Genomic DNA, 21,451 nt, shown 5'->3' with positions numbered 1-21,451 from the left:
GCGCCGCCTGTTTGTTCGGGAGATAACCGATTTAATGTTACTTCGTCTGCTTATACTGGCTCTTGCTATTGGCGCAGCGCCTGCTGCGTGGGCCGAAGTCATTCAGGAAGGCCACGCTTTCGCCGAGCTGGGCGAGCCAAAATATGACGCAAATTTTACCCATTATGATTACGCTAATCCGGCTGCGCCGAAAGGCGGTAAAATTACCCTGGCGGTGATAGGTAATTACGATAACTTCAACCGCTTTGCCTCTCGCGGCTATCCCGGTGAAGGAACCATTACGCTGTACGATCGGCTGTTCGCCACCTCTGACGATGAGCTCGGCAGCTACTATCCACTGATTGCGGAGTATGCACGCTATCCCGCCGATTTTAAGTGGGCGGAGATCACACTCAATCCCCGCGCCCGCTTTCATGATGGTTCGCCGATTACCGCGCAGGATGTCGCCTTTACCTTTGAAAAGTTTATGACTGAAGGCGTAACCTCATTTCGTCTGGTTTATAAAGGCGTTACGGTAAAAGCGATTTCACGGCTGACGGTACGCATTGAGCTGCCGAAAGCGGATAAAAGCCAGATGCTGGGGCTGTTTAACATGGTGGTGCTGTCGGAGAAATTCTGGCAGTCGCGTAAATTCAACGAGCCGCTGGGCTATCCGCCGCTCTCCAGCGGCCCCTACCGTATCAGCGCCTATAAAATTGGCCAGTATATTACCTATTCGCGTGTTAAAGATTACTGGGCCGCCGATCTGCCGGTAAACAAAGGCCGCTTTAATTTCGATACCATCCGCTACGACTATTACCTGGATGACAATGTCGCCTTTGAGGCCTTTAAAGCGGGCGCCTCAGATTTCCGCGCTGAAGGCTCGGCCAAGAACTGGGCGACCCAGTACCGTGGCAGCAGTTTCGAGCAGCAACAGATCGTGAAAGAGGCGCGACCGAATCAGGTCACCACCGATACGGCCTGGCTGGCATTTAATAATGAAAAACCGCTGTTCAGCGATCGCCGGGTGCGTCAGGCATTAACGCTGGCCTTTGATTTCGAATGGATGAACAAGGCGCTGTTTTATGGTGCCTATTTACGCAGCAGCAGCTATTTCCAGAATACCGAATATGCCGTACGCGGCTACCCGGATGCTGCGGAACTGGCGATCCTCGCGCCGTATAAAGGCCAAATTCCGGATGAGGTCTTCAGCGAGCGTTATCAGCCGCCGCGCAGCGACGGCAGCGGCTACGATCGCGCCAACTTGCTCAAAGCGCTGGCGCTGCTGAAGCAGGCGGGCTGGCAGCTTAAAAATCAGCAGTTGGTTAACAGCGCCGGACAGCCGTTTCGTTTTGAACTGCTGCTGCCGAGCGGTGGTAATATCGCCTGGGTGCTCCCCTTCCAGCACAGTCTTAAGCGTTTAGGCATTACCGTAGATATTCGCCGGGTCGACAGCTCGCAATATTTACGGCGGCTGCGAGGTGGTGATTATGATATGACGCCAGGGCTGTATTACGCCACGCCCTGGCCAAACAGCAGCCTTAGCCAGCTCTGGCAGTCGCCATTTATCGATTCCAGCTGGAACCGGCCACGGGTAAAAAGTCCGGTGCTGGATGCGTTAATCGATCGTATTCTGGCGCATCAGGGCGATAAGGCAGCGCTGCTGCCGTTAGGGCGCGCGCTGGACCGCATCCTGCTGTGGAACTATTACATGATCCCGATGTGGTATGGTGCCAGTGACCGCTACGCCTGGTGGAATAAATTTTCACATCCCACAGTAACGCCCGCCTTTTCCGTCGGGCTGGAGAACTGGTGGTACGATGTGAACAAGGCTGAAAAATTGCCGGCCCAGCGGCGTTAAGGAGTCAATTTGGGCGCTTATTTGATTCGTCGTTTACTGCTGATTATCCCCACGCTGTGGGCGATCATTACGCTGAATTTTTTTATTGTGCAGATTGCGCCCGGCGGCCCGGTAGAACAGGCGCTGGCTAACGCGCAGTTTGGTCAGACCACCGGTTTGCCCGGCAGCGATGGCGCGGAAAGCAGCCGGGCAATACTTAACAGCTCGCCGGGCGATAGTCAGTATCGCGGCTCGCGCGGCCTCGATCCTGAAGTCATCGCCGAGATCACCAAACGTTACGGTTTCGATAAACCGCTACACGAGCGCTATTTCAACCTGTTGTGGGACTATATTCGCTTTGATTTCGGCGACAGTCTTTTCCGCAGCGCCTCGGTGATCCAGATGATTAAAGAGAGCCTGCCGGTGTCGATATCGCTTGGCCTGTGGAGTACTTTGATTATTTATCTGGTGTCGATTCCGCTGGGTATTAAAAAAGCGGTACGCAACGGCAGCGCCTTTGATGTCTGGAGCAGCACCCTGATTATCATTGGTTATGCGATCCCCGCCTTTCTGTTTGGCATCATGCTGATTGTGCTGTTTGCCGGCGGCAGTTATCTGGACTGGTTTCCGCTGCGCGGCCTGACGTCGCCGCAGTTTGCTACGCTGCCCTGGTATGAAAAGATCGCTGACTACTTTTGGCATATTACGCTGCCGGTAGTGGCGACGGTAATCGGCGGCTTCGCCACCTTAACTATGCTGACAAAAAACTCCTTTCTGGATGAGATACGTAAACAGTATGTGGTGACCGCGCGTGCAAAAGGGCTGGATGAAAACAAAATTCTCTACCGGCATGTATTTCGCAACGCCATGCTGTTGGTTATCGCCGGTTTCCCCGCCACATTTATCAGCATGTTTTTCACCGGCTCGCTGCTGATTGAAGTCATGTTTTCACTTAACGGTCTGGGCCTGCTGGGCTATGACGCCACCATCCAGCGCGACTATCCGGTGATGTTTGGTACGCTGTATATTTTTACCCTGATCGGCCTGCTGCTCAATATCTTAAGCGATATTACCTATACGCTGGTCGATCCTCGCATCGACTTTGAGGGACGATAATGAGCCGTTTAAGTCCGGTAAACCAGGCGCGCTGGCAGCGCTTCAGGCAAAATCGTCGCGGCTACTGGTCGCTGTGGCTGTTTGCGCTGATCTTTATACTATGTCTGGGCGCGGAACTGCTGGCTAACGACAAGCCGCTATTGGTGCATTATCAGGATCGCTGGTATGCCCCGCTGCTGTTTAACTATAGCGAAAGCGATTTCGGTGGTCCTTTTGCTACCGCCGCAGATTATCAGGATCCGTGGCTGAAACAGCGTCTGACGCAGGATGGTTGGGCGCTGTGGGCGCCGATCCGCTTTGATGACGACACCATTAATTTTGCCACGAAAGTCCCCTTCCCTTCTCCGCCCTCTACGCAAAACTGGCTGGGTACCGACGCCAACGGCGGCGATGTGCTGGCGCGCATTTTGTACGGCACGCGCATTTCTCTGCTGTTTGGCCTGATGCTGACGCTGATTTCCAGCGTTATCGGCATTACGGTGGGCGCGATGCAGGGCTATTTTGGCGGCAAAGTGGATCTGTTTGGTCAACGTATTATTGAAATCTGGTCCGGTATGCCGACACTGTTTTTGATTATTCTGCTTTCCAGCGTTGTCCAGCCCGGCTTCTGGTGGTTGCTGGCAATTACCGTGGCATTTGGCTGGATGAGCCTGGTCGGCGTGGTGCGCGCCGAGTTCTTGCGCACACGCAACTTTGACTATATTCGGGCGGCAACCGCGCTGGGCGTCAGCGACAGCCGGATTATGCTGCGCCATATTTTACCCAATGCGATGGTCGCGACCCTGACCTGGCTGCCGTTTATTTTGTGTGGTTCAATCACTACCTTAACCTCGCTCGATTTCCTGGGCTTTGGCCTGCCGCTCGGCTCTCCTTCGCTCGGCGAGCTGCTGCTGCAGGGGAAAAACAATCTGCAGGCGCCCTGGCTCGGTCTGGCGGGCTTCTTTACTCTGGCTATTTTACTGTCGCTGCTGATTTTTATCGGCGAAGCGGTACGTGACGCATTCGATCCCGCTAAGGTCTCCTGATATGTCTTTTCCCCTGCTTAGCATCAATCATCTCAGCATCGCTTTTCGCCACGGCGCTACCGAGCAACGCGTGGTGGATGACCTTTCGCTTAGGGTCGAAGCGGGCGAAACGCTGGCGCTGGTCGGCGAATCTGGCTCCGGCAAAAGCGTTACCGCGCTTTCAGTGATGCGTCTGCTGCCGTCACCGCCGGTGGTCTGGCCGCAGGGTGAGATCCTGTTCGAGGGGCAGGATCTGCTGCGCGCCGATGAACGCACGCTACAGCGGCTGCGCGGCAACCGCATGGCCATGATTTTTCAGGAACCGATGGTGTCGCTTAACCCATTGCATACTCTGGAAAAACAGCTGTATGAGGTGCTGTCGCTGCATCGGGGCATGCGACGCGAGGCGGCGCGCGCTGAAATGCTAAGCTGTCTTGATCGGGTTGGCATCCGTAACGCGCGTGCGCGCCTGGCTGACTATCCGCATCAGCTTTCCGGTGGCGAGCGTCAGCGCGTTATGATTGCGATGGCGCTGCTGACCCAGCCAGATTTATTGATCGCCGATGAGCCAACCACCGCGCTGGATGTCACGGTGCAGGCGCAGATCCTGACGCTGCTGAAAGAGCTGAAGCGCGAGCTGAATATGGGCCTGCTGTTTATTACTCATAACCTGAACATTGTTCGCCAACTGGCCGATAGCGTCAGCGTGATGCAAAACGGTAAAGGCGTAGAGCATAATCGCTGCGATCGGCTGTTTGCGACGCCGCAGCATCCCTATACGCGTAAGCTGATCGATGCGGAGCCGACCGGACGTCCCGCACCGGTTGACCAAAGCCAGCCCGCGCTTCTGCAGGTGAATCAGTTGCAGGTAGCTTTTGCAGTAAAACGTGGGCTGCTGCGCCGTACCACGCATCAATATCAGGCATTAAAGAACCTCAGCTTTACCCTGCGGCCCGGGGAAAGCCTGGGGCTGGTGGGCGAATCTGGCTCCGGGAAAAGCACAACCGGTCTGGCGCTGCTGCGGCTCATCGCCTCGCAGGGCGAGATTAACTTTGCAGGTCAGCCGCTACAGCATCTTAGCCGTCGGCAAATGCTGCCCTGGCGGCCCCGGCTACAGGTGGTTTTTCAGGATCCTAACTCTTCGCTGAACCCACGCCTGAACGTGGTGCAGATTATTGAAGAAGGTTTACAGGTACATCGTCCGGCGCTTACGGCGCAGCAGCGTGAAGAGCAGGTAATTCAGGTAATGCAGGAGGTCGGGCTCGATCCCGCTACCCGACATCGTTATCCGGCGGAATTTTCCGGCGGTCAGCGTCAGCGCATTGCTATCGCCCGCGCCTTGATCCTGCAACCTGAACTGGTGATCCTCGATGAGCCAACCTCCTCGCTGGATCGCTCGGTGCAGAAGCAGATCCTGGAGCTGTTAAAAAAGCTGCAGCAAGAGCATCGCCTGGCCTACATTTTTATCAGCCACGATTTGCAGGTGGTGCGTTCGCTGTGCCATCAGGTGGTGGTTTTGCGTCAGGGCGAAGTGGTTGAGCAGGGAGATTGCGCTGCGGTTTTTGCCGCACCGCAGCAGGAATATACGAGGCAATTGTTAACGCTGGCGCAAACGGCGGATTAGCAGAGGCACCGCAGCGCCTTATCAGTATCACTATCCGGCCGATAGCTAGCCAAATGACCGGAGTGACCGAATCAAAGCGACTGAGCGGTAAAGGTTTCGGCAATCGCCACGCCCTGATTTTTCAGGCGTACCGTAGCAGCGCTTTCATCGCTGCGCTGCACAAACAGACAGGGCTCGCCCTGCCACTCGACAATGGCACATTCCACCTGGATTTCCGCCAGCATGGCGCGCATTTTCTGCATCACTTCCCAGGCGGGCGCACCATCATGGCTAAGCAGCCGCAAACCAATCAAATCGTCATCGGCCGCCAGCGTATTCAGTTCTATCGCCCCGCCAGCCATTCCGGCAGCCCAACGGTAGCTTTGTGGTAAGCGATGTACAATCGACAATTGTAAAGTGTTCAAATGCAATCCCCAGGGCACCTGATGCTCGCGGTTCGCTGCCTCCGATCACAGCCTGACCAGATGGCAAAAGCGCGTAGCGAGCATTTTATTGTTACGGCATTTTGAGAGGTAGCTCTCATTTTGCTGCTATATGTACCGCGTTCGGGAAACAGGCACAACCACTTTTGCTTCATCCCTGTAACTTTTACACGCCTATACTTTTACATATAATCAACAAACCGCACTTTTGCCAGGGCGAAGAACGTTAACTTGCCTGCGCGTGCTTATGCGCGCGGCTGGCATAGCTAAACAGCAGCAGCGAACAGGTGGCGCATAAGGCTATTGACCATACCATCGGCCAGGCGGTGGTAAAATTAGCCATAGAGAGCAGTGCGCCTACCAACGCGCCCACACCAAAGCGCAGCGTGCCTGCCAGCGACGATGCGGTGCCGGCAATATGAGGAAACTCATCCAGAATTACCGCCATCGCGTTAGAGGAAACCATCGCCACACAGCCGATAAACAGCGCCACGCCAAACACCAGCGGCAGAAAACCGAGATCGAACGCGCTGACCACCAGCAGCCAGATGCCCATAGCAAACTGGATCAGCAGGCCAAATCGAAACATTGCCAGCGCACCAAAGCGGCGCACCGAGCGGCTGTTAATCAGCGTCATAATAAACAGGAACACTACGTTTAACCCAAAGTAGTAGCCAAAGTTCTGCGGCGAGACATGGTTAACTTCGATATAAACAAACGGCCCGGCGTTAAGAAATGAAAACAGCCCGGCAAACGAGAAGCCGCTGGCCATCATGTAGCTAAAGGCGCGCTTATGGCGAAACAGCGACAGAAAATTGCGTAGCGTGGTGCGTAAATGAAAGCGCTGGCGCTGCTCTTTTGGTAGCGTTTCGCGAATTTGCGTCGCGACCATTACCGTGACCGCCAGCGCCGCCAGCGACAGACTCCAGAAAATCGCATGCCAGCTCCACAGCACCAGCAGCCAGCCGCCGATAATCGGTGCCAGCAGCGGCGCAATGGTGGTTACCAGCATGACAAACGACATCATGCGTGAAAACTCCTCTTTCGAGAAAGCGTCACGCATAAGCGCGTTAATTACCACACTGGCAGCTGCCGCCGAAAGGCCGTGCAGAAACCGCATATTAATCAGCTGCTCAATGCTTTGTGACAGGGCACAGGCGGCCGCAGCCAGCGCAAAAATCAGCGTGCCGATGGTGATCACCGGCTTGCGGCCATAACTGTCCGCCAGCGGGCCATATACCAGCTGTCCCAGCGCAAAGCCCAGGATATAGACGTTAAGCGTCATCTGTACGCTGCCGGCGGACACGCCAAATTCCCTGGCGATCTGCGGCATCGCTGGCAAATACATATCGATCGATAAAGGCATTAACATCGCCAGCAGGCCAAGGATAATCACCAGCCCGATCGAGGAATTTTTTTCCTTACGCAACCTCTGCTCCTTTTGTCAGCTTATGCCACAGATGTCATGGTTAACGCGGCGCGCCGACGCTGGCGACCTCTTCCTCGGTCAGCGGGCGGTATTCGCCCGGCTCCAGATCGTCATCCAGCGTAATCTCGCCGATGCGCTCACGATGCAGCGCCACCACATGGTTGCCTATCGCGGCAAACATACGTTTTACCTGGTGATAGCGCCCTTCGCTGATGGTCAGACGCACCTCTGTTTCGCTAAGCACCTCCAGCGTGGCCGGTTTAGTCAGCGTTTTTTCTCCATGCAGCTGCACGCCCTCAGCAAACAGCTGCGCGGTATCTTCCCGTAGCGGATGCTCCAGCGTGACCCGATACGTTTTTTCACAATGGTGACGCGGCGAGGTAATGCGATGCGACCACTGGCCGTCATCGGTGAGCAGCACCAGCCCGGTGGTGTCAATATCAAGACGCCCTGCCGCATGCAGTTTCCATGCGGTCGGCTCCTCAATAAAATAGAGAATGGTAGGATGATCGGGATCGTCGGTAGAGCAGACATAGCCCTGCGGTTTGTTCAGCATAAAATAGCGCGGCCCGACCTGAAGCTGGAGCAGATTACCTTCATATTCTACCTGGTGTTCCGGCAGCACTTTAAATGCGCCGTCGCGTACAATTTCGCCGTCTACCGTTACGCGTTTGGCCCGCAGTTCCCGTGCGGCGATGGCCCGGCTAACTTCCAGTTGTTGAGAAAGAAATTTATCAAGTCGCATTACTGTTTTGATGCCTGTTGTCTGACCTGGAGAGATACGCCTGCGGCGCATTAAGAGCGCTAAGTATACCTGGAGTTGTCAGCAGCGGACAGAGTGAAATGCCGTTTCACCCGCTTTCATGGCATAATATGGGCCGGTTTCCAAAATCAATTCTGCTCATGTCGTTTACTCTGCGTCCTTATCAACAGGAAGCGGTTGAAGCCACGCTTAACCACTTCCGCCGCTCCCAACAGCCTGCGGTTATCGTGCTGCCCACCGGCGCCGGTAAAAGTCTGGTGATTGCCGAACTGGCGCGGCTGGCGCGCGGACGCGTGCTGGTGCTGGCTCACGTTAAAGAGCTGGTGGCGCAAAACCACAGCAAATATCTGGCGCTGGGGCTGGAAGCGGATATTTTCGCTGCCGGACTGGCGCGCAAAGAGAGTAAAAGCAAAGTGGTATTTGGCAGCGTTCAGTCGGTGGCGCGTAATCTGCCGCTGTTCGACAGCGCCTTTTCGCTGCTGATTGTCGATGAGTGTCATCGCATCGGCGACGATGAAAACAGCCAGTACCAGCAGATCCTTACGCATCTGCGTCAGCATAATCCTCAGTTGCGGCTGCTGGGGCTGACCGCAACGCCCTATCGTCTCAGCAAAGGCTGGATCTATCGGTTTCACTATCATGGCATGGTGCGCGGCGACGAGCGCGCCCTGTTCCATGACTGCATTTATGAACTGCCGCTGCGTTATATGATCAAGCATGGCTTTCTGGTGCCGCCGGAACGCCTGGATATGCCGGTGGTGCAGTACGATTTCAGCCGCCTGAGCGCCCAGGGTAACGGCCTGTTTGCCGAAGCCGATCTTAACCGCGAGCTAAAACAGCAGCAGCGTATTACGCCGCATATTATTAGCCAGATCGTAGAATTTTCCGCCGAGCGTAAAGGCGTAATGATTTTTGCCGCCACCGTTGAACATGCCAAAGAGGTGCTGTCGCTGCTGCCGGAAGGTAAAGCGCTGGTCAGCGCCGACACGCCAGGGCCGGAGCGCGATGCGCTAATCAATGCGTTCAAACAGCAGCAGATCAAATATCTGGTTAATGTCGCGGTGTTAACCACCGGCTTTGACGCGCCGCATGTCGACCTGATCGCGATTTTGCGTCCTACCGAATCGATCAGCCTCTACCAGCAGATTGTGGGGCGTGGACTGCGTCTGTGTGAAGGAAAGAGCGACTGCCTGATTCTGGATTATGCCGGTAACCCGCACGATCTTTTTACGCCGGAAGTGGGCGCGCCGAAAGGTCAGAGCGATAACCAGCCGGTGCAGGTATTTTGCCCGGCCTGCGGCTTCGCCAATACTTTCTGGGGCAAAACCACCGCTGACGGCACCTTGATCGAGCACTTTGGTCGCCGCTGCCAGGGCGTGCTGGAGGATGACGAAGGGAATCGTGAACAGTGCGACTATCGTTTTCGCTTTAAAAGCTGTCCGCACTGCAACGCGGAAAATGATATTGCCGCGCGCCGCTGCCATGAGTGCGATGCGGTGCTGGTCGATCCCGATGATATGCTGAAAGCCGCGCTGAAGCTCAAGGATGCGCTGGTGTTACGCTGCGGCGGCATGACGCTTGAGGCGGGCCGTGACGATAAAGGTGAATGGCTGAAGGCCACCTATTACGATGAGGATGGCACCAGCGTTAGCGAACGCTTCCGCCTACAAACGTCGGCCCAGCGCACTGCCTTTGAGCAACTGTTTATGCGGCCGCATCAGCGCGCGCCTGGCGTACCGCTCGGCTGGCAAAGCGCCCGTGACGTGGTCGCGCTGCAGCCACTGCTGCGTCATCCCGACTTTGTCGTGGCACGCGCACGCGGGCAGTTCTGGCAGGTGCGGGAAAAGGTATTCGATTATCAGGGCCGCTATCGCCGCGCTAATGAGCTGCGCTAATGAGCTGCGCCAGGCGCGCAGGCTTCAGCACTTCCGTTTGCCCCGGCGGCTAAACATCGCTATAATGCCGCGCGCTTTTGTCTGACAAGAGCTGAACAATCCAACCTGTTGCTGGGTCGCCTGTAGCAGGATCATTTATTAAAGAGAGTTACCATGTTAACTATCAAAGCAACTGAACGTAAAGAGCAGGGTAAGGGTGCGAGCCGCCGCCTGCGTGCTGCTAACAAATTCCCGGCTATCATCTATGGTGGCAAGGAAGCAGCAGTTTCTATCGAACTGGATCACGACTCTGTGCTGAACCTGCAGGCTAAGCCTGGCTTCTACACCGACGAACTGGTTCTGGTTGTCGATGGTAAAGAGACCAAAGTTAAAGTGCAGGCTGTACAGCGTCACCCGTTCAAGCCAAAACTGCACCACATGGACTTCGTTCGCGTTTAATCGCGTTTCGGACCCAAAAAAAACGCCGCATCTGCGGCGTTTTTTTATGCCTGCGCGCGGGCAGTAACCCACGCGCTCGCGTTTACTGCCCGCCAGTGCGACGCTGCAGCTGATCGCGCAGATTTGGCGGCGTGCCCTTGATGGTCAGGGTATCGGTCGCCGGATCCCAGAAGATACGCTCGCCCAGCAGCATGGCATCAAAATTGATGGTTAGCCCACCGCCGCTGCCGGCAAATTTGGTCAGCTGACGCAGCGTAGTGCGATCTGCCGGGAAGCTCTCTTCCAGTTCGTATCCCTGCTCCTGAGTAAACTGCTGAAAGTTCTTTTCCCCCAGCGGCGGCAACTCGCGCGCCAGCTCTTCAATGGCAATCTCTTCGCCCGCCTGCAGCTGTTCGTTACAGTAGCTGTAGACCTGCTGGCGATAGTTTTGCCGCTCGGCTTTATCCAGGCTGGATTCGGCACAGTAGTCGTCCACCGCCTGCAGTAATCCCCGGTTCTGCGCTTTGGTATCCAGCCCTACGCTGGCTCCCAGAAAATCCATGAAGAAATCAGCGACCTTACGCCCGACGCGCCCGCGCAGGAAGGTCAAATAACGCGTGGATTCCGGATTCGTTTCCCATTCGGTTAAATCAATGCGCGCAACGATATCGGCGTGGTTAATATCCAGGTAGTGAACGCTGCTGATATCAAGCTGCTCATTAACGCGCATGCTGCTTTGACTGTTCAGTACGGCGATCAATAAATACTCCACCGCCAGATAGCGGTAGTGGCAAAACAGTACAATGCCGCCTTCGGCAAAAGGATATTTTGCCAGTTCATCGCGCAGCCGTCCGGTCGCGGCCCGGCTGAAGGCCAGAAAATCCTGCTGGCCATCGCGGCATTCCCGCAGGGTTTGCGCCAGTTCGCTCTCGGCGTTAAACAGGCCAAACGCTTTGCTTTTCGCGCTGTAGATCCGGTGCAGCTCTTCCACCAGTTCCGACACGGCCTGGGTGGCGGGCAGCAGGCTATCACGCAGCACCAGTTCCAGCGTTTGCTCATCACGTTTGATCAACTGATGCAGGGCAATCTGGTCGATATCCAGACTCATGTTAGACTCTCCTTTAAGCTTCAGGCGCGTATTCAAACACCCCGCGCCCTTGCGATCAACTGGCGACTTCATCATCCGGAAGCGTTGCCGAAGTTTAACGCTACGGACACGATAAAAGTGCAGAAAAAAAGGCGTGCTTACGGTAAGATACCGCCTTTTCAATACGTATTAGTTAAGGTTATGCCACAATCATCCCGTTATAGTGACGAACGCGTGGAGCAGATCCTCGCGCAGCTGGTGCAGGTGCTGGAATCAAACCAGGCACCAACCGATCTTTCCCTGATGGTGCTGGGAAACATGGTCACCAACTTAATCAATACCAGCGTAGCGCCTGCACAGCGTCGTGCGCTGGCCCGTTCCTTCGCTGATGCGCTGCAAGCCTCAGTGCGCGAAGATAAAGCCCATTAATGTGATGATCTGACCGCAAATATGGTTACCAATCGGCAACGCTACCGTGAAAAAGTCTCCCAGATGATTAGCTGGGGGCACTGGTTCGCGTTGTTTAATATCATTTTTGCTACCCTGCTGGGCAGCCGTTATCTGCTGGTTGCTGACTGGCCCGGTTCACTGGCGGGGCGCGTTTACGCGTTTACCAGTTGGATCGGCCACTTCAGCTTCATTGTTTTTGCGGCCTATCTGCTGCTGATCTTTCCCCTCACATTTGTGGTGATGTCGCAGCGTTTGCTGCGCTTTTTATCCGCTATTGTCGCCACCGCCGGGCTTACGCTGCTGCTGGTTGACAGTACCGTGTTTAACCGTTTCCATCTTCACCTGAATCCGGTGGTCTGGGAGCTGGTCGTTAACCCGGATCAAAGCGAAATGGCGCGAGACTGGCAGCTGATGTTTATCAGCGTGCCGGCTATTTTTCTGGTGCAGATGCTGTTCGCCACCTGGAGCTGGCAAAAGCTGCGTAGCCTTAACCGCCGCAGCTTTGGCAAGCCGCTGGCCGCGCTGTTTATTAGCGCCTTTTTCGCCAGCCACCTGCTTTATATCTGGGCAGACGCCAACTTCTATCGCCCGATCACCATGCAGCGCGCTAACTTGCCGCTCTCTTATCCGATGACCGCCCGCCGTTTTCTGGAAAAGCATGGCTTACTGGATGCACAGGAATATCAACGCCGTCTGATGCAGCAGGGCAATCCGGAAGCGGTTTCTGTGGCCTATCCGCTGAGCGATATTCGCTTTAGCGACGGCGGCTCCGGTCAAAATCTGCTGGTGATTACTGTTGACGGTCTTAATCAGGCTTCTCTACCTAAGACGCTGCCTAACCTGACGCGCTTCGGGGAAGAGAACGTACGTTTCAACCAGCATTTTACTGCGGGCAGCTCGCCGGATAGCGGCCTGTTTGGCCTGTTTTACGGCATTTCTCCCAGCTATATGGATGGGGTGCTGGCCTCGCGTATCCCTTCTGCCTTTATTAATGCGCTAAGTCAGCAAGGCTATCAGTTTGGCTTGTTTGCCTCTGATGGTTTCAGCTCGCCGCTTTATCGTCAGGCGCTGCTGGCTGATTTTTCTCTGCCGTTGGCAGGCGATCAGCCCAACAGTCAGACTACCGGGCAATGGCAGCGCTGGCTCGGTTCGCTGCCGTCAGGCCGCGCGCCGTGGTTCTCATGGATTTCCTATACCGGGCTGAGCGATCTGCCGGATGGCGCTAAACAGCGCGCGCAGCGCTATAGCCGTAACGCCAAAGAAATTGATAGCGAGATCGGTCAGGTATTAGCCACGCTGCAGCAAAAAGGACTGTTGGATAATACCGTGGTGGTGATCACCGCTCAGCAGGCCGTTACGTTGCATGCTCAGCAGAGTAATGATGCCCGCCCTGCCCTGCAGGTTCCGTTGCTGATCCACTGGCCGAAAACGCCAGCGCAAACCATCAACAAGCTGACCGATCATCAGGATGTTATGACGACATTAATGCAACGCCTGCTGCATGTCAGCACGCCCCCTGCGGAGTATTCGCAGGGAGAGGATCTGTTTGCTGCCAGACGTCGCCATGACTGGGTTACCAGTGCGGATAACGATCGGCTCATTGTCACCACGTCGCAAATTACGCTGGTGCTGGATGCTAACGGCAGCTATCAGGCTTATAACCGCGAAGGTCAGCAATTGAAGGATCATAAGCCGCAGTTGGCACTGCTGCTGCAAGTGCTGACAGACGAGAAACGCTTTATCGCTAACTGATTATTAATAAAGCAGTTAGAAAGCCGGCGTCTTGCATTTAGCGAGATTCCAGGTAGTATAGCGTCCACATATCGGCACGTAGCGCAGCCTGGTAGCGCACTGTCATGGGGTGTCAGGGGTCGGAGGTTCAAATCCTCTCGTGCCGACCAAATTCCCTAAAAAACCAGCCCTAACCGGCTGGTTTTTTTCTTCCTGAAAATACCGGACGGCAGAAGCCCAGCAGCATTCTGATATTGCAGGGTAAATTTCTGTACAGGTAGTTTTCAGGACCCTATACCGCCCTGTTAACTCACACATCCTTTCGTTTATATTTTTCTGGCCTTAAAAATCTGATAAATTCAGTTTGATTTTTATCTACCTGAAAGGAATTAAGGTATGAGCAACTACAGGGAAATAGCGCAGCGTATAGTAAAAATACTCATCTCACCCGATTCAGCTTTCGGCTTCTGGAATGGCGTGCTTTCAGTACCAAAAGATATTGGTTATCTGGCATATGGCTTTATAGATACTGACTCACGGTATATTCGGGAAACCGAACGCATCAGGATAGTGACAGCGATTCGCTATGGCATTTTGAAGAATCATAATTTCATTAAAACCATTGAGATCGTGTTTGAGGCTTTTAATCAATATGTCCCGCAAGAAAAACAGAACAGTATCTACAGTAAAACGCTGTTTTCCATTGCGGGCAGAGCCACGACTAATACGCTGATTTCTGGACGATTAGCACAAGCTATTGCACAAAATTCAGGCTTTTTTGTCGGCATACGTGGTAGTGTCGTTGGTAATGTATTACTGGCCGGAGGAATGGCGGAACGCAGTATTTATACGTCCCTACGGCTTCAAAATTACGCTCCTGAGGTTTATAAAGCTCTACGAGCTCACAATTATGATTTACTTTATTTTTTACTTGAGCCAGCTTTGCAACCCTTTGTAGAAGCGTTACATGTGAAATGGACTAACGGAACGCCAGCCTTTAACCGAATTCTCGATGCGGTAGATAATGAACTCAAACAAAAATGATGCAAAACACGAGACCGCTATTCGCATACTCCTGCATTACGCTGGTTCACTAATCGGTGGATTGCTCGTATTCCTGTGCGCCTACTGGTTTTTCCATTTTGAGACCTGGACAGAACGAGGCATCTATATTGGCCTGACACTACTGGCTGTATACATAATGCTTAAACTGGTGCCCAAAAAGTACCGTTAAATCCGCCCTGGCTGACTCAATACACTGCGAAACACTTGTTTGACAGGTTCGATATCTCTCTATGGTTACGTATTTTCTTTACGCAACGAAATATTTTCCCTGAGCAATCATTCGCTTATTAATTTCTTTAATGAGGGGATCTATAAACTTTTTACCGCAGGCCGATAGTAACAACGTTCATTAATCATCCAGGTAAACCCTCATGAAATTATCGACCCGACTTGCGGCTGGATATGGCCTGCTTATCTTACTGTTAGTTCTTTGCGCTGGCGTAGCGCTGCATGCCCTGACTAATGCTCGGGAAGGCATGGACGATACGGTGAACGTTAAGATGAAAAAATATCAGCTGATCCTTGATATGCGCGGCAGCATTCGGGATATGGCTATTGCCGTCCGCAACCTGGCGCTGCTGAGTGATCCAAAGGCAATGCAGCCGGAGTGGGAGCGTCTGCAGAAGCAAAAGCAGCTTTACATTCATAATCGCGAAGAACTGTCGCAGATAATGAAAATTGATTCGACGTCGGCAGGACGCGATGCCTTCCGCAAGGTGCTGGATAATGAAGAGGCGGCATTTAACGCCTATGAAAAAGCGGGACAGCTCGGCTTGCAAAACCTGCAGCAGGAGACAACCACCTACCTGATGACCGTAACGCGTCCGGCGCAAAATAAGTTGCTCGACGCGCTAAACATCATGACCAATGTGCAAATGCAAAACGCCCGCAATGCGGTTACGGATAGCAGCGACGAAATCACGCGTACCTTTATTTTCCTGAGCGTGCTGGTAGCAGTGTCGATAGCGTTGGCGGCGGCAACAGGTTTTATAACCGTACGGAGCCTGATGCGACAGTTAGGCGGTGAACCGGCGCAGGCGCAGACGCTGGCAGCGGCCATCGCAGACGGCGATCTGACCTCCACCATGTCGTTGCGTTCGGGCGATACCACCAGCCTGCTGGCCTCGCTGTTGCGTATGCAAACGCGCCTGAGCGAGATGGTCACACAGATTAAAGATGCCTCCGCTTCCGTTTCACTCGCCTCGGATGAAATCGCGCGCGGCAATACCGAGCTTTCTGCACGTACCGAGCAGCAGGCTGCCGCTCTGCAGGAAACCGCTGCCAGCATGGAGCAGCTCACAGCAACGGTGAAAAGCAACACGGCAGGTGCCAGCCATACGGCAGGGTCGGCGCGTGATACCGCTACTCTGGCCCGTAACGGGGAAGAGAGCGTGCGCAAGATGAACAAAACCATGGCTGATATCTCTCTCAGCGCGGCGAAGGTAAGGGACATTACCAGCACCATTGAAGGTATTGCGTTCCAGACCAACATTCTGGCGCTGAATGCTGCCGTTGAGGCAGCGCGCGCTGGCGAGCAGGGACGCGGTTTTGCGGTAGTCGCTGGCGAAGTGCGCACCCTGGCGCAGCGCAGCGCCACGGCGGCAAGAGATATCAAAGGGCTTATCGAAGAGGCGGTAACACTGGTGGATCAAGGGGTCACGGTTGCTGACGGCACTGCGGCCAGCATTATGAGCGTGGTCACTATGGTCAGCGAACTGGCCAGTGCGATGGATGAAATCGCGCTCGCTTCAAAAGAACAGATGCAGGGGATCTCCCAGATCAGCGTCGCGGTAGGTCAGATGGATGGTGTCACGCAGAGCAACGCCGCGCTGGTTGAAGAGTCCAGCACCGCGTCGCAGTCGCTGGCGGAGCAGGTTCATGCCTTACGGGGTATGGTGGATACTTTCCGCGTCTGATCGGAACAATATTTGATGCCAGCCGAAGGCCTGAGGCTGGCCTGGTTTTCACCAAACAGCGTGCAAAGCACGCTGTGCCTGATATTTTTACTCTGTGGTTAGCGCTCAGGCGCTAACCACCACCATCTGCCCGCCTATCTCTCCAGCCCTTCCCCTTAATGCAGGACACCCGATGCTGCGACACATATTTGGGTCATTATGATTTACGATTATTTTCTTTATTATGACGAAGATATGCTGCTGGAGTTACGACTCAACGTCCTGGCTCCTCATATTGATAAATTTGTCATTGTTGAATCTACCCACACTTTTACCGGCAAGAAAAAGCGCTGAACTGATGTCAGAAGGGAAGGATATCTGGAAGCGAGAAAGGATATTAAAAGCCGTTCCTCTGTGTAAGGAACAATTCCCCCTTCCGCTGGTAGAAAATCAGGAAAAGTATCGCGATTTTATCCGGTAGCCTTCAGTTAATCAGGGCCGGATAAATGCTGCGCCCTGTCACAAAGCGGTTTAACTTAATAAAACCTTCACATTATTGTCACAAATCTTTCCTAGCCTGTTGCCACCTTAACGAAACGGGAATCAGGCTATGGCGGCTGTTAAAGCAAAAAACATACAGGATACTGAAGCCCTGCTGCATTCAGGCGTTAACAAGGTGGAACTGGACTGGGAAATAGACAGCGATGATTTCTTCCATCTTGCCAGCCACTGGTGCGAGCGTGGAGCAAAAATTACCCGCTCTCAGCATCACTTCGTGCTGTCGGTAAAAGGTTTCGCTATCCCGCCAAATGACTGACAACACTCGGCCGGGGTTGCGTTCGCATACCCCGGCTTACGGTACACGCCTAACGCCCGGTATCGGTGCGCTGAACTGCATCCAGCGTCGCCTTCTCTCTCTCACTACCTGTTAACTCGTACAGCTCCCCTTCGCGCATCTCCAGCAGCCGATCGGCATGGATAAAATAGTGATCGTCGTGGCTGATGGCGAAAACGGTTTTGCCGCTTTGCTGTAGCCAGGGCAAGAGTTCACGATAGAAAACCCGGCGGAAATGGGGATCCTGATCGGCGGCCCACTCATCCAGCAGCAGAATATCACGCTGCTCCGCCGCTGCCAGCAGCAACGCCAGACGCTTGCTCTGCCCTTTCGACAGCTGCAGGTTCACTACCCTGTTTCCATCCAGTTTTAGCTTGTCCTGCATTTTCAGTCGTTCCAGCCACTGTTGCACCAGCACCGGGCTGGCCGGCTGCGCGTCAGGACCGATAAGACGATCAAACAGATGGACGTCGGTGAAAACCGCAGAGAAGAGATGGCGGTAACGCTCAATATCCGTTACCGCTTCACCATCAAGCAGAATGGTGCCGGAAACCGGCTGATAGAGACCGGTCAGCAACATCGCCAGCGTCGATTTTCCGCTGCCATTGCCGCCAATCAAAAATACCAGTTCGCCGCGCTTCAGCGTCAGGTTGATCGGCCCAACGCTGAAACCGTTATCGCCATAATGGAAAACCAGGTCACGCAACTCCAGCGTTTGCCAGTCGGCGACAGCGGAGGTGGTTGAGAAATGCTCGTGCCACTCCGCCAGCTGAAAGCTCCGCAGCTTATTAAAAGCCACCTGGGCGCTTAACAGCGTTGGCAGTGCACCAACCGCCTGCAGCAGCGGCGTGCGTAAAAACAGCAGCATCAGAGAGTAGGTCGCGGCGACGGCGGTATTCGCCCATCCCAGACCGTTGGCCATAAAGAACACCATACCGATCGCACCCAGCATCATAATGTTCGACCAGTTAACCGCGCTGAGATGAAAGGTATCGGCACGCACGATATGGTGCCGGTAAGCGTTGGCATTTTCCTGATAAACGGTGTCATAAATCTGCTGCGCGCGCGTGCGGTTCAGCGCCAACTCTTTGCGGCCATCTATCACTGTCTGGTAATCGGCATAGAGACGATCTTCCGTCTCGCGCAGCTTCGCCATATGGCTGTAAACACGCGAAACCAGCAACCAGCCGCCGATAATGGTCACCGCAACCCAGATTGCCGTTACTGCCAGCATCCCCGGTGACAGCCAGGCAAGATAAGCCGCCGAACCGATGGTCAGAATAATCCCCTGGATCAGCTCCGGCAGACGCACAAAGGCGATGGTGATATTGCGCACATCGCTGGTGAGCCCCGCCAGTAACTGTGCGCTGCCGATCTGTTCAATACGTTGAATATGCGTATCGAGGATACGCTTGATAAACTGACCGCGCAGCTTCCAGACAAAGTGATGTCCCAGCAGCGTCAGCGCCAGCTGTGAGGCCAGCGTGACCGCCATCAGCAGCAGCAACAGGCCAAGAAAAGTTGGCAGAACCGCCATTGAAGCATTGATACTGACAATCAGCTCGCGGTTAATGTAAGCAATAATGCCGATACCCAGCGCCGCACTGAGCAGATTAAGCACAATTATCGCAATAAACGGCCAGCGGTACTGTTTATAAACGACGGAGAGCAACTCCATAACTGCATCCTGATAAAAAACAAAGCAGCCTGCAGTTTAATGAGAAGCTAATCGATAGCAATAATAATTCTCAATCAGAATAATACAGATCTAACCTCAGCGCGCGCAGCGGAAAGTCAGGTTGTAACGGAACGCGCCCGCCAGAGGATGAATGCCCGCTTTTACCGGCAGGATACCGTGAAAACGCAGCCGTGAGGCGCCGCCCCATACCACTACGTCGCCATGTTCCAGCATTACACGCTGAACGGCATCGCCGCGTTCAAAGCCACCAAACTGAAACACCGCCGGCAGACCAAGAGACACCGAGACGATGGGCTGTCGCAGATCCTTTTCATCCTTATCCTGATGAAGCGACAGTTTTGCACCCGGTTCATAGCGGTTAATCAGGCAGGCGTCAGGCTGAAAATGGCTAAAGCCCGCCTCCTGCGCGCACGCCTGTGCCAGCAAACGAAACGTCTGCGGCATCGGCGGCCAGCGGCGTCCGGTTTCATTATCTTCACCGGTATACTGATAGCCGCGCGCATCGCTCGACCAGCCGAGATCGCCACAGTTGGTCATCGCCACCGACATGCGGTGACCGCCCGGCGTAATGCGATGATGGAAAGGGTTACTCTGCGCTACCTCTTCAATCTGCGCCAACAGGCTGGCCGCCTGCTCGCGGGCACGCCGTCGCAGAATAACCGCACCCTCTGCCAGAGGCTCAGCCCAGGGGGCTTCTTCACTAAACAGATCTAACATTGCCGCTCCGCTTTCCGCCGTAAACCTTGTTGCATGCTAACGGGACGCAGAGGCGCCCTGCAACATAAATGCGCGAAACTGTGGCGACATCCAGCTGCTGAAACCCTCTTTATCTTTGGTAATCAGATAGACCGCCAGCTTTTCCCGCAGCGCCAGCGCTTTGGCTTTTTCAGTCCCCAGCACCATCAGGCCGGTATCCCAGCCGTCCGCTTCCAGCGCGGTAGTGGCGATAACGGTCGCAGAGACCAGACGGTGTTCAATGGGCTGACCGCTTTGCGGATCGATGACGTGCGAAATACGTCTGCCGTCCAGCTCGTAATAGTTGCGGTAGCTGCCTGACGTGCTGATGCCGTGCCCCTGTAAATTGACCAGCGCCTGCACAGCGTTCTCACGATCGGTCGGCTTTTGAATCGCCACCCGCCAGGTTTTGCCCGCAGTGTTACGGCCACGCGTCAGTACTGCGCCGCCAACCGAGACCAGATAGTTATGGATGCCCTCCTTTTCCATCAGGCGCGCCAGATGATCGGTAGCAAAGCCCTCTCCCATGGTAGAAAGATCGACATACAACCCCGGTAAATCTTTCTGCAGATAAGCACCGTCGGCGCGTTCAATCACCTGCAAATGTTGCAGGCCGGTCAACGCTTTCGCCGCATTGATCTCCGCCTGCGACGGCGTATGCAATGGCTGTTTATCCGGACCAAAACCCCACAGATTAACCAGCGGCCCCACGGTAATATCCATCGCGCCCTGGGTTAACCTGCCAATACGCAGCGACACTGTGACGATATTGGCCATCTCCTGGCTAATAGGTTGCGGACTGAGGTCATGAGATTGGTTAAAGCGCGACAGTACGGAGTCCTTTTTCCACGTTGACAGCTCGTGGTCATCCTCGTCCAGCTGCTGCTGAATTTTCGCACGCAGCTCCTTTTGTCGGTCTGCTGACACGCCCGCCAGGCTAACGCGCCATTGGGTTCCCATGGTTTTACCTGTCAGCACCAGCCCGTTATCCGTCGGCGTCTGCTGCCGTTCACAGCCCGTCGCCAGCAATCCCAGCAGCATTACCGCTGCCAGCGCTCTTTTTTTCATTGCTTTCATCTTCATCTGTCGTTGTATTGTTCGGCGAGGCGGCACTACGCACGACGCACCGTGGCGGCACATTTTGCCCCATTTCTGCTCAGGCGATGTTGACAAATGTGCCTTAAATCCGGATTAACGGGCAAAACAAAGATGGCACGAGATGTGCTTTATTCAGGCAGGTTAACGCTATTAGGGGAAATGCGTATGCACTATGCAGGCTCGCGCCAACAATGGATATACTGCCTTCTGGCCTGTTGCAGCTTTACGCCTGGCGGCACAGGGTTTGAAGGTATGTGGGGAGATGCGCTGAAAATGGTGCCCGGCGCGCAAAACAGTGAGGGTTCTGCCCCTCTAAAGCGAGGCGTAAAAAAGGCGACGCTGAGCGTCGCCTTGCAGAAAGCGGGAA

General features: G+C 54.4%; 18 protein-coding genes, 1 tRNA gene and 1 pseudogene. 13 read left to right on the top strand and 7 right to left on the bottom strand.

The window, feature by feature from the left end:
- Positions 1-34 precede the first annotated feature (34 nt).
- The 4 genes from ACQE3Y_RS02205 to yejF are packed head-to-tail and all read left to right on the top strand — an operon-like array spanning position 35 to position 5,563.
- Entirely contained in the window at positions 35-1,840 is a 1,806-nt protein-coding gene (locus ACQE3Y_RS02205) for an extracellular solute-binding protein (protein WP_426980764.1), read from the top strand.
- 9 nt (positions 1,841-1,849) lie between these two features.
- Positions 1,850-2,935 carry a microcin C ABC transporter permease YejB gene (locus ACQE3Y_RS02200; protein ID WP_426980762.1) on the top strand — a complete coding sequence of 362 codons (1,086 nt, stop codon included), beginning with the start codon at positions 1,850-1,852 and terminating at the stop codon, positions 2,933-2,935.
- Positions 2,935-3,960, top strand: coding sequence for an ABC transporter permease (locus tag ACQE3Y_RS02195; RefSeq protein WP_426971950.1), 1,026 nt, complete (start codon positions 2,935-2,937; stop codon positions 3,958-3,960). The genes ACQE3Y_RS02200 and ACQE3Y_RS02195 overlap by 1 nt, the downstream gene beginning before the upstream one ends.
- 1 nt (position 3,961) lies before the next feature.
- Positions 3,962-5,563 carry a microcin C ABC transporter ATP-binding protein YejF gene (gene yejF, locus ACQE3Y_RS02190; RefSeq protein ID WP_426971949.1) on the top strand — a complete coding sequence of 534 codons (1,602 nt, stop codon included), beginning with the start codon at positions 3,962-3,964 and terminating at the stop codon, positions 5,561-5,563.
- 71 nt (positions 5,564-5,634) lie between these two features.
- Here yejF and ACQE3Y_RS02185 read toward each other — a convergent pair whose 3' ends face one another.
- The 3 genes from ACQE3Y_RS02185 to rsuA form a co-directional block, all read right to left on the bottom strand.
- Positions 5,635-5,967: a YejG family protein gene (locus ACQE3Y_RS02185; protein WP_085072322.1), complete on the bottom strand. Its 333-nt coding sequence runs from the start codon at positions 5,965-5,967 to the stop codon at positions 5,635-5,637.
- A 244-nt stretch (positions 5,968-6,211) separates the two neighbouring features.
- The gene (locus tag ACQE3Y_RS02180) at positions 6,212-7,414 is read right to left on the bottom strand and encodes a Bcr/CflA family multidrug efflux MFS transporter (RefSeq protein ID WP_426980761.1); all 1,203 of its coding nucleotides are present in this window, start codon (positions 7,412-7,414) and stop codon (positions 6,212-6,214) included.
- Positions 7,415-7,454: 40 nt separating this feature from the next.
- Complete coding sequence (gene rsuA / locus ACQE3Y_RS02175) at positions 7,455-8,159, bottom strand: 16S rRNA pseudouridine(516) synthase RsuA (protein ID WP_250650395.1); 705 nt, start codon at positions 8,157-8,159, stop codon at positions 7,455-7,457.
- Between the two features lie 158 nt (positions 8,160-8,317).
- On the opposite strand from rsuA, the gene ACQE3Y_RS02170 reads away from it, so the two are divergent.
- Both ACQE3Y_RS02170 and rplY read left to right on the top strand, forming a co-directional pair.
- The gene (locus tag ACQE3Y_RS02170) at positions 8,318-10,072 is read left to right on the top strand and encodes a DEAD/DEAH box helicase (protein WP_426980760.1); all 1,755 of its coding nucleotides are present in this window, start codon (positions 8,318-8,320) and stop codon (positions 10,070-10,072) included.
- Positions 10,073-10,225: 153 nt separating this feature from the next.
- Positions 10,226-10,510, top strand: a complete 285-nt coding sequence (gene rplY, locus ACQE3Y_RS02165; protein WP_250650397.1) for a 50S ribosomal protein L25 — start codon at positions 10,226-10,228, stop codon at positions 10,508-10,510.
- A gap of 82 nt (positions 10,511-10,592) precedes the next feature.
- Here the strand turns inward: rplY and yejK are convergent, their stop codons facing one another.
- A complete protein-coding gene (gene yejK / locus ACQE3Y_RS02160) occupies positions 10,593-11,597 on the bottom strand; it encodes a nucleoid-associated protein YejK (protein ID WP_250650398.1) in 1,005 nt (334 codons plus the stop codon).
- A 180-nt stretch (positions 11,598-11,777) separates the two neighbouring features.
- On the opposite strand from yejK, the gene ACQE3Y_RS02155 reads away from it, so the two are divergent.
- The 7 genes and pseudogenes from ACQE3Y_RS02155 (at position 11,778) to ACQE3Y_RS02125 (ending at position 17,534) form a co-directional block, all read left to right on the top strand.
- On the top strand, positions 11,778-12,005 hold the full coding sequence (locus ACQE3Y_RS02155; protein ID WP_085071075.1) for a YejL family protein: 228 nt from the start codon (positions 11,778-11,780) through the stop codon (positions 12,003-12,005).
- 21 nt (positions 12,006-12,026) lie between these two features.
- A complete protein-coding gene (yejM, locus tag ACQE3Y_RS02150; protein WP_426971945.1) occupies positions 12,027-13,778 on the top strand; it encodes an LPS biosynthesis-modulating metalloenzyme YejM in 1,752 nt (583 codons plus the stop codon).
- 72 nt (positions 13,779-13,850) lie between these two features.
- Positions 13,851-13,927, top strand: a tRNA-Pro gene (locus ACQE3Y_RS02145).
- A 226-nt stretch (positions 13,928-14,153) separates the two neighbouring features.
- Complete coding sequence (locus tag ACQE3Y_RS02140; protein ID WP_426971944.1) at positions 14,154-14,801, top strand: hypothetical protein; 648 nt, start codon at positions 14,154-14,156, stop codon at positions 14,799-14,801.
- 392 nt (positions 14,802-15,193) lie between these two features.
- Positions 15,194-16,738 carry a methyl-accepting chemotaxis protein gene (locus ACQE3Y_RS02135; protein ID WP_426971943.1) on the top strand — a complete coding sequence of 515 codons (1,545 nt, stop codon included), beginning with the start codon at positions 15,194-15,196 and terminating at the stop codon, positions 16,736-16,738.
- 198 nt (positions 16,739-16,936) lie between these two features.
- Positions 16,937-17,065: pseudogene (locus ACQE3Y_RS02130) on the top strand (benzoate transporter); the annotation flags it as partial.
- A 262-nt stretch (positions 17,066-17,327) separates the two neighbouring features.
- A complete protein-coding gene (locus tag ACQE3Y_RS02125) occupies positions 17,328-17,534 on the top strand; it encodes a hypothetical protein (protein ID WP_085071069.1) in 207 nt (68 codons plus the stop codon).
- 49 nt (positions 17,535-17,583) lie between these two features.
- Here the strand turns inward: ACQE3Y_RS02125 and ACQE3Y_RS02120 are convergent, their stop codons facing one another.
- The 3 genes from ACQE3Y_RS02120 to apbE form a co-directional block, all read right to left on the bottom strand.
- Positions 17,584-19,230, bottom strand: a complete 1,647-nt coding sequence (locus ACQE3Y_RS02120) for a multidrug ABC transporter permease/ATP-binding protein (protein WP_426971942.1) — start codon at positions 19,228-19,230, stop codon at positions 17,584-17,586.
- 96 nt (positions 19,231-19,326) lie between these two features.
- Entirely contained in the window at positions 19,327-19,968 is a 642-nt protein-coding gene (gene alkB / locus ACQE3Y_RS02115) for a DNA oxidative demethylase AlkB (RefSeq protein ID WP_426971941.1), read from the bottom strand.
- A 36-nt stretch (positions 19,969-20,004) separates the two neighbouring features.
- On the bottom strand, positions 20,005-21,054 hold the full coding sequence (gene apbE / locus ACQE3Y_RS02110; protein ID WP_426971940.1) for an FAD:protein FMN transferase ApbE: 1,050 nt from the start codon (positions 21,052-21,054) through the stop codon (positions 20,005-20,007).
- Between the last annotated feature and the right edge of the window lie 397 nt (positions 21,055-21,451).

The sequence above is a fragment of the Pantoea sp. FN0305 genome (genome assembly GCF_050113845.1).
In the GTDB taxonomy this organism is placed as follows: Bacteria; Pseudomonadota; Gammaproteobacteria; order Enterobacterales; family Enterobacteriaceae; genus Mixta; species Mixta alhagi.
This window is presented reverse-complemented; position numbering and strand designations above follow the sequence as displayed.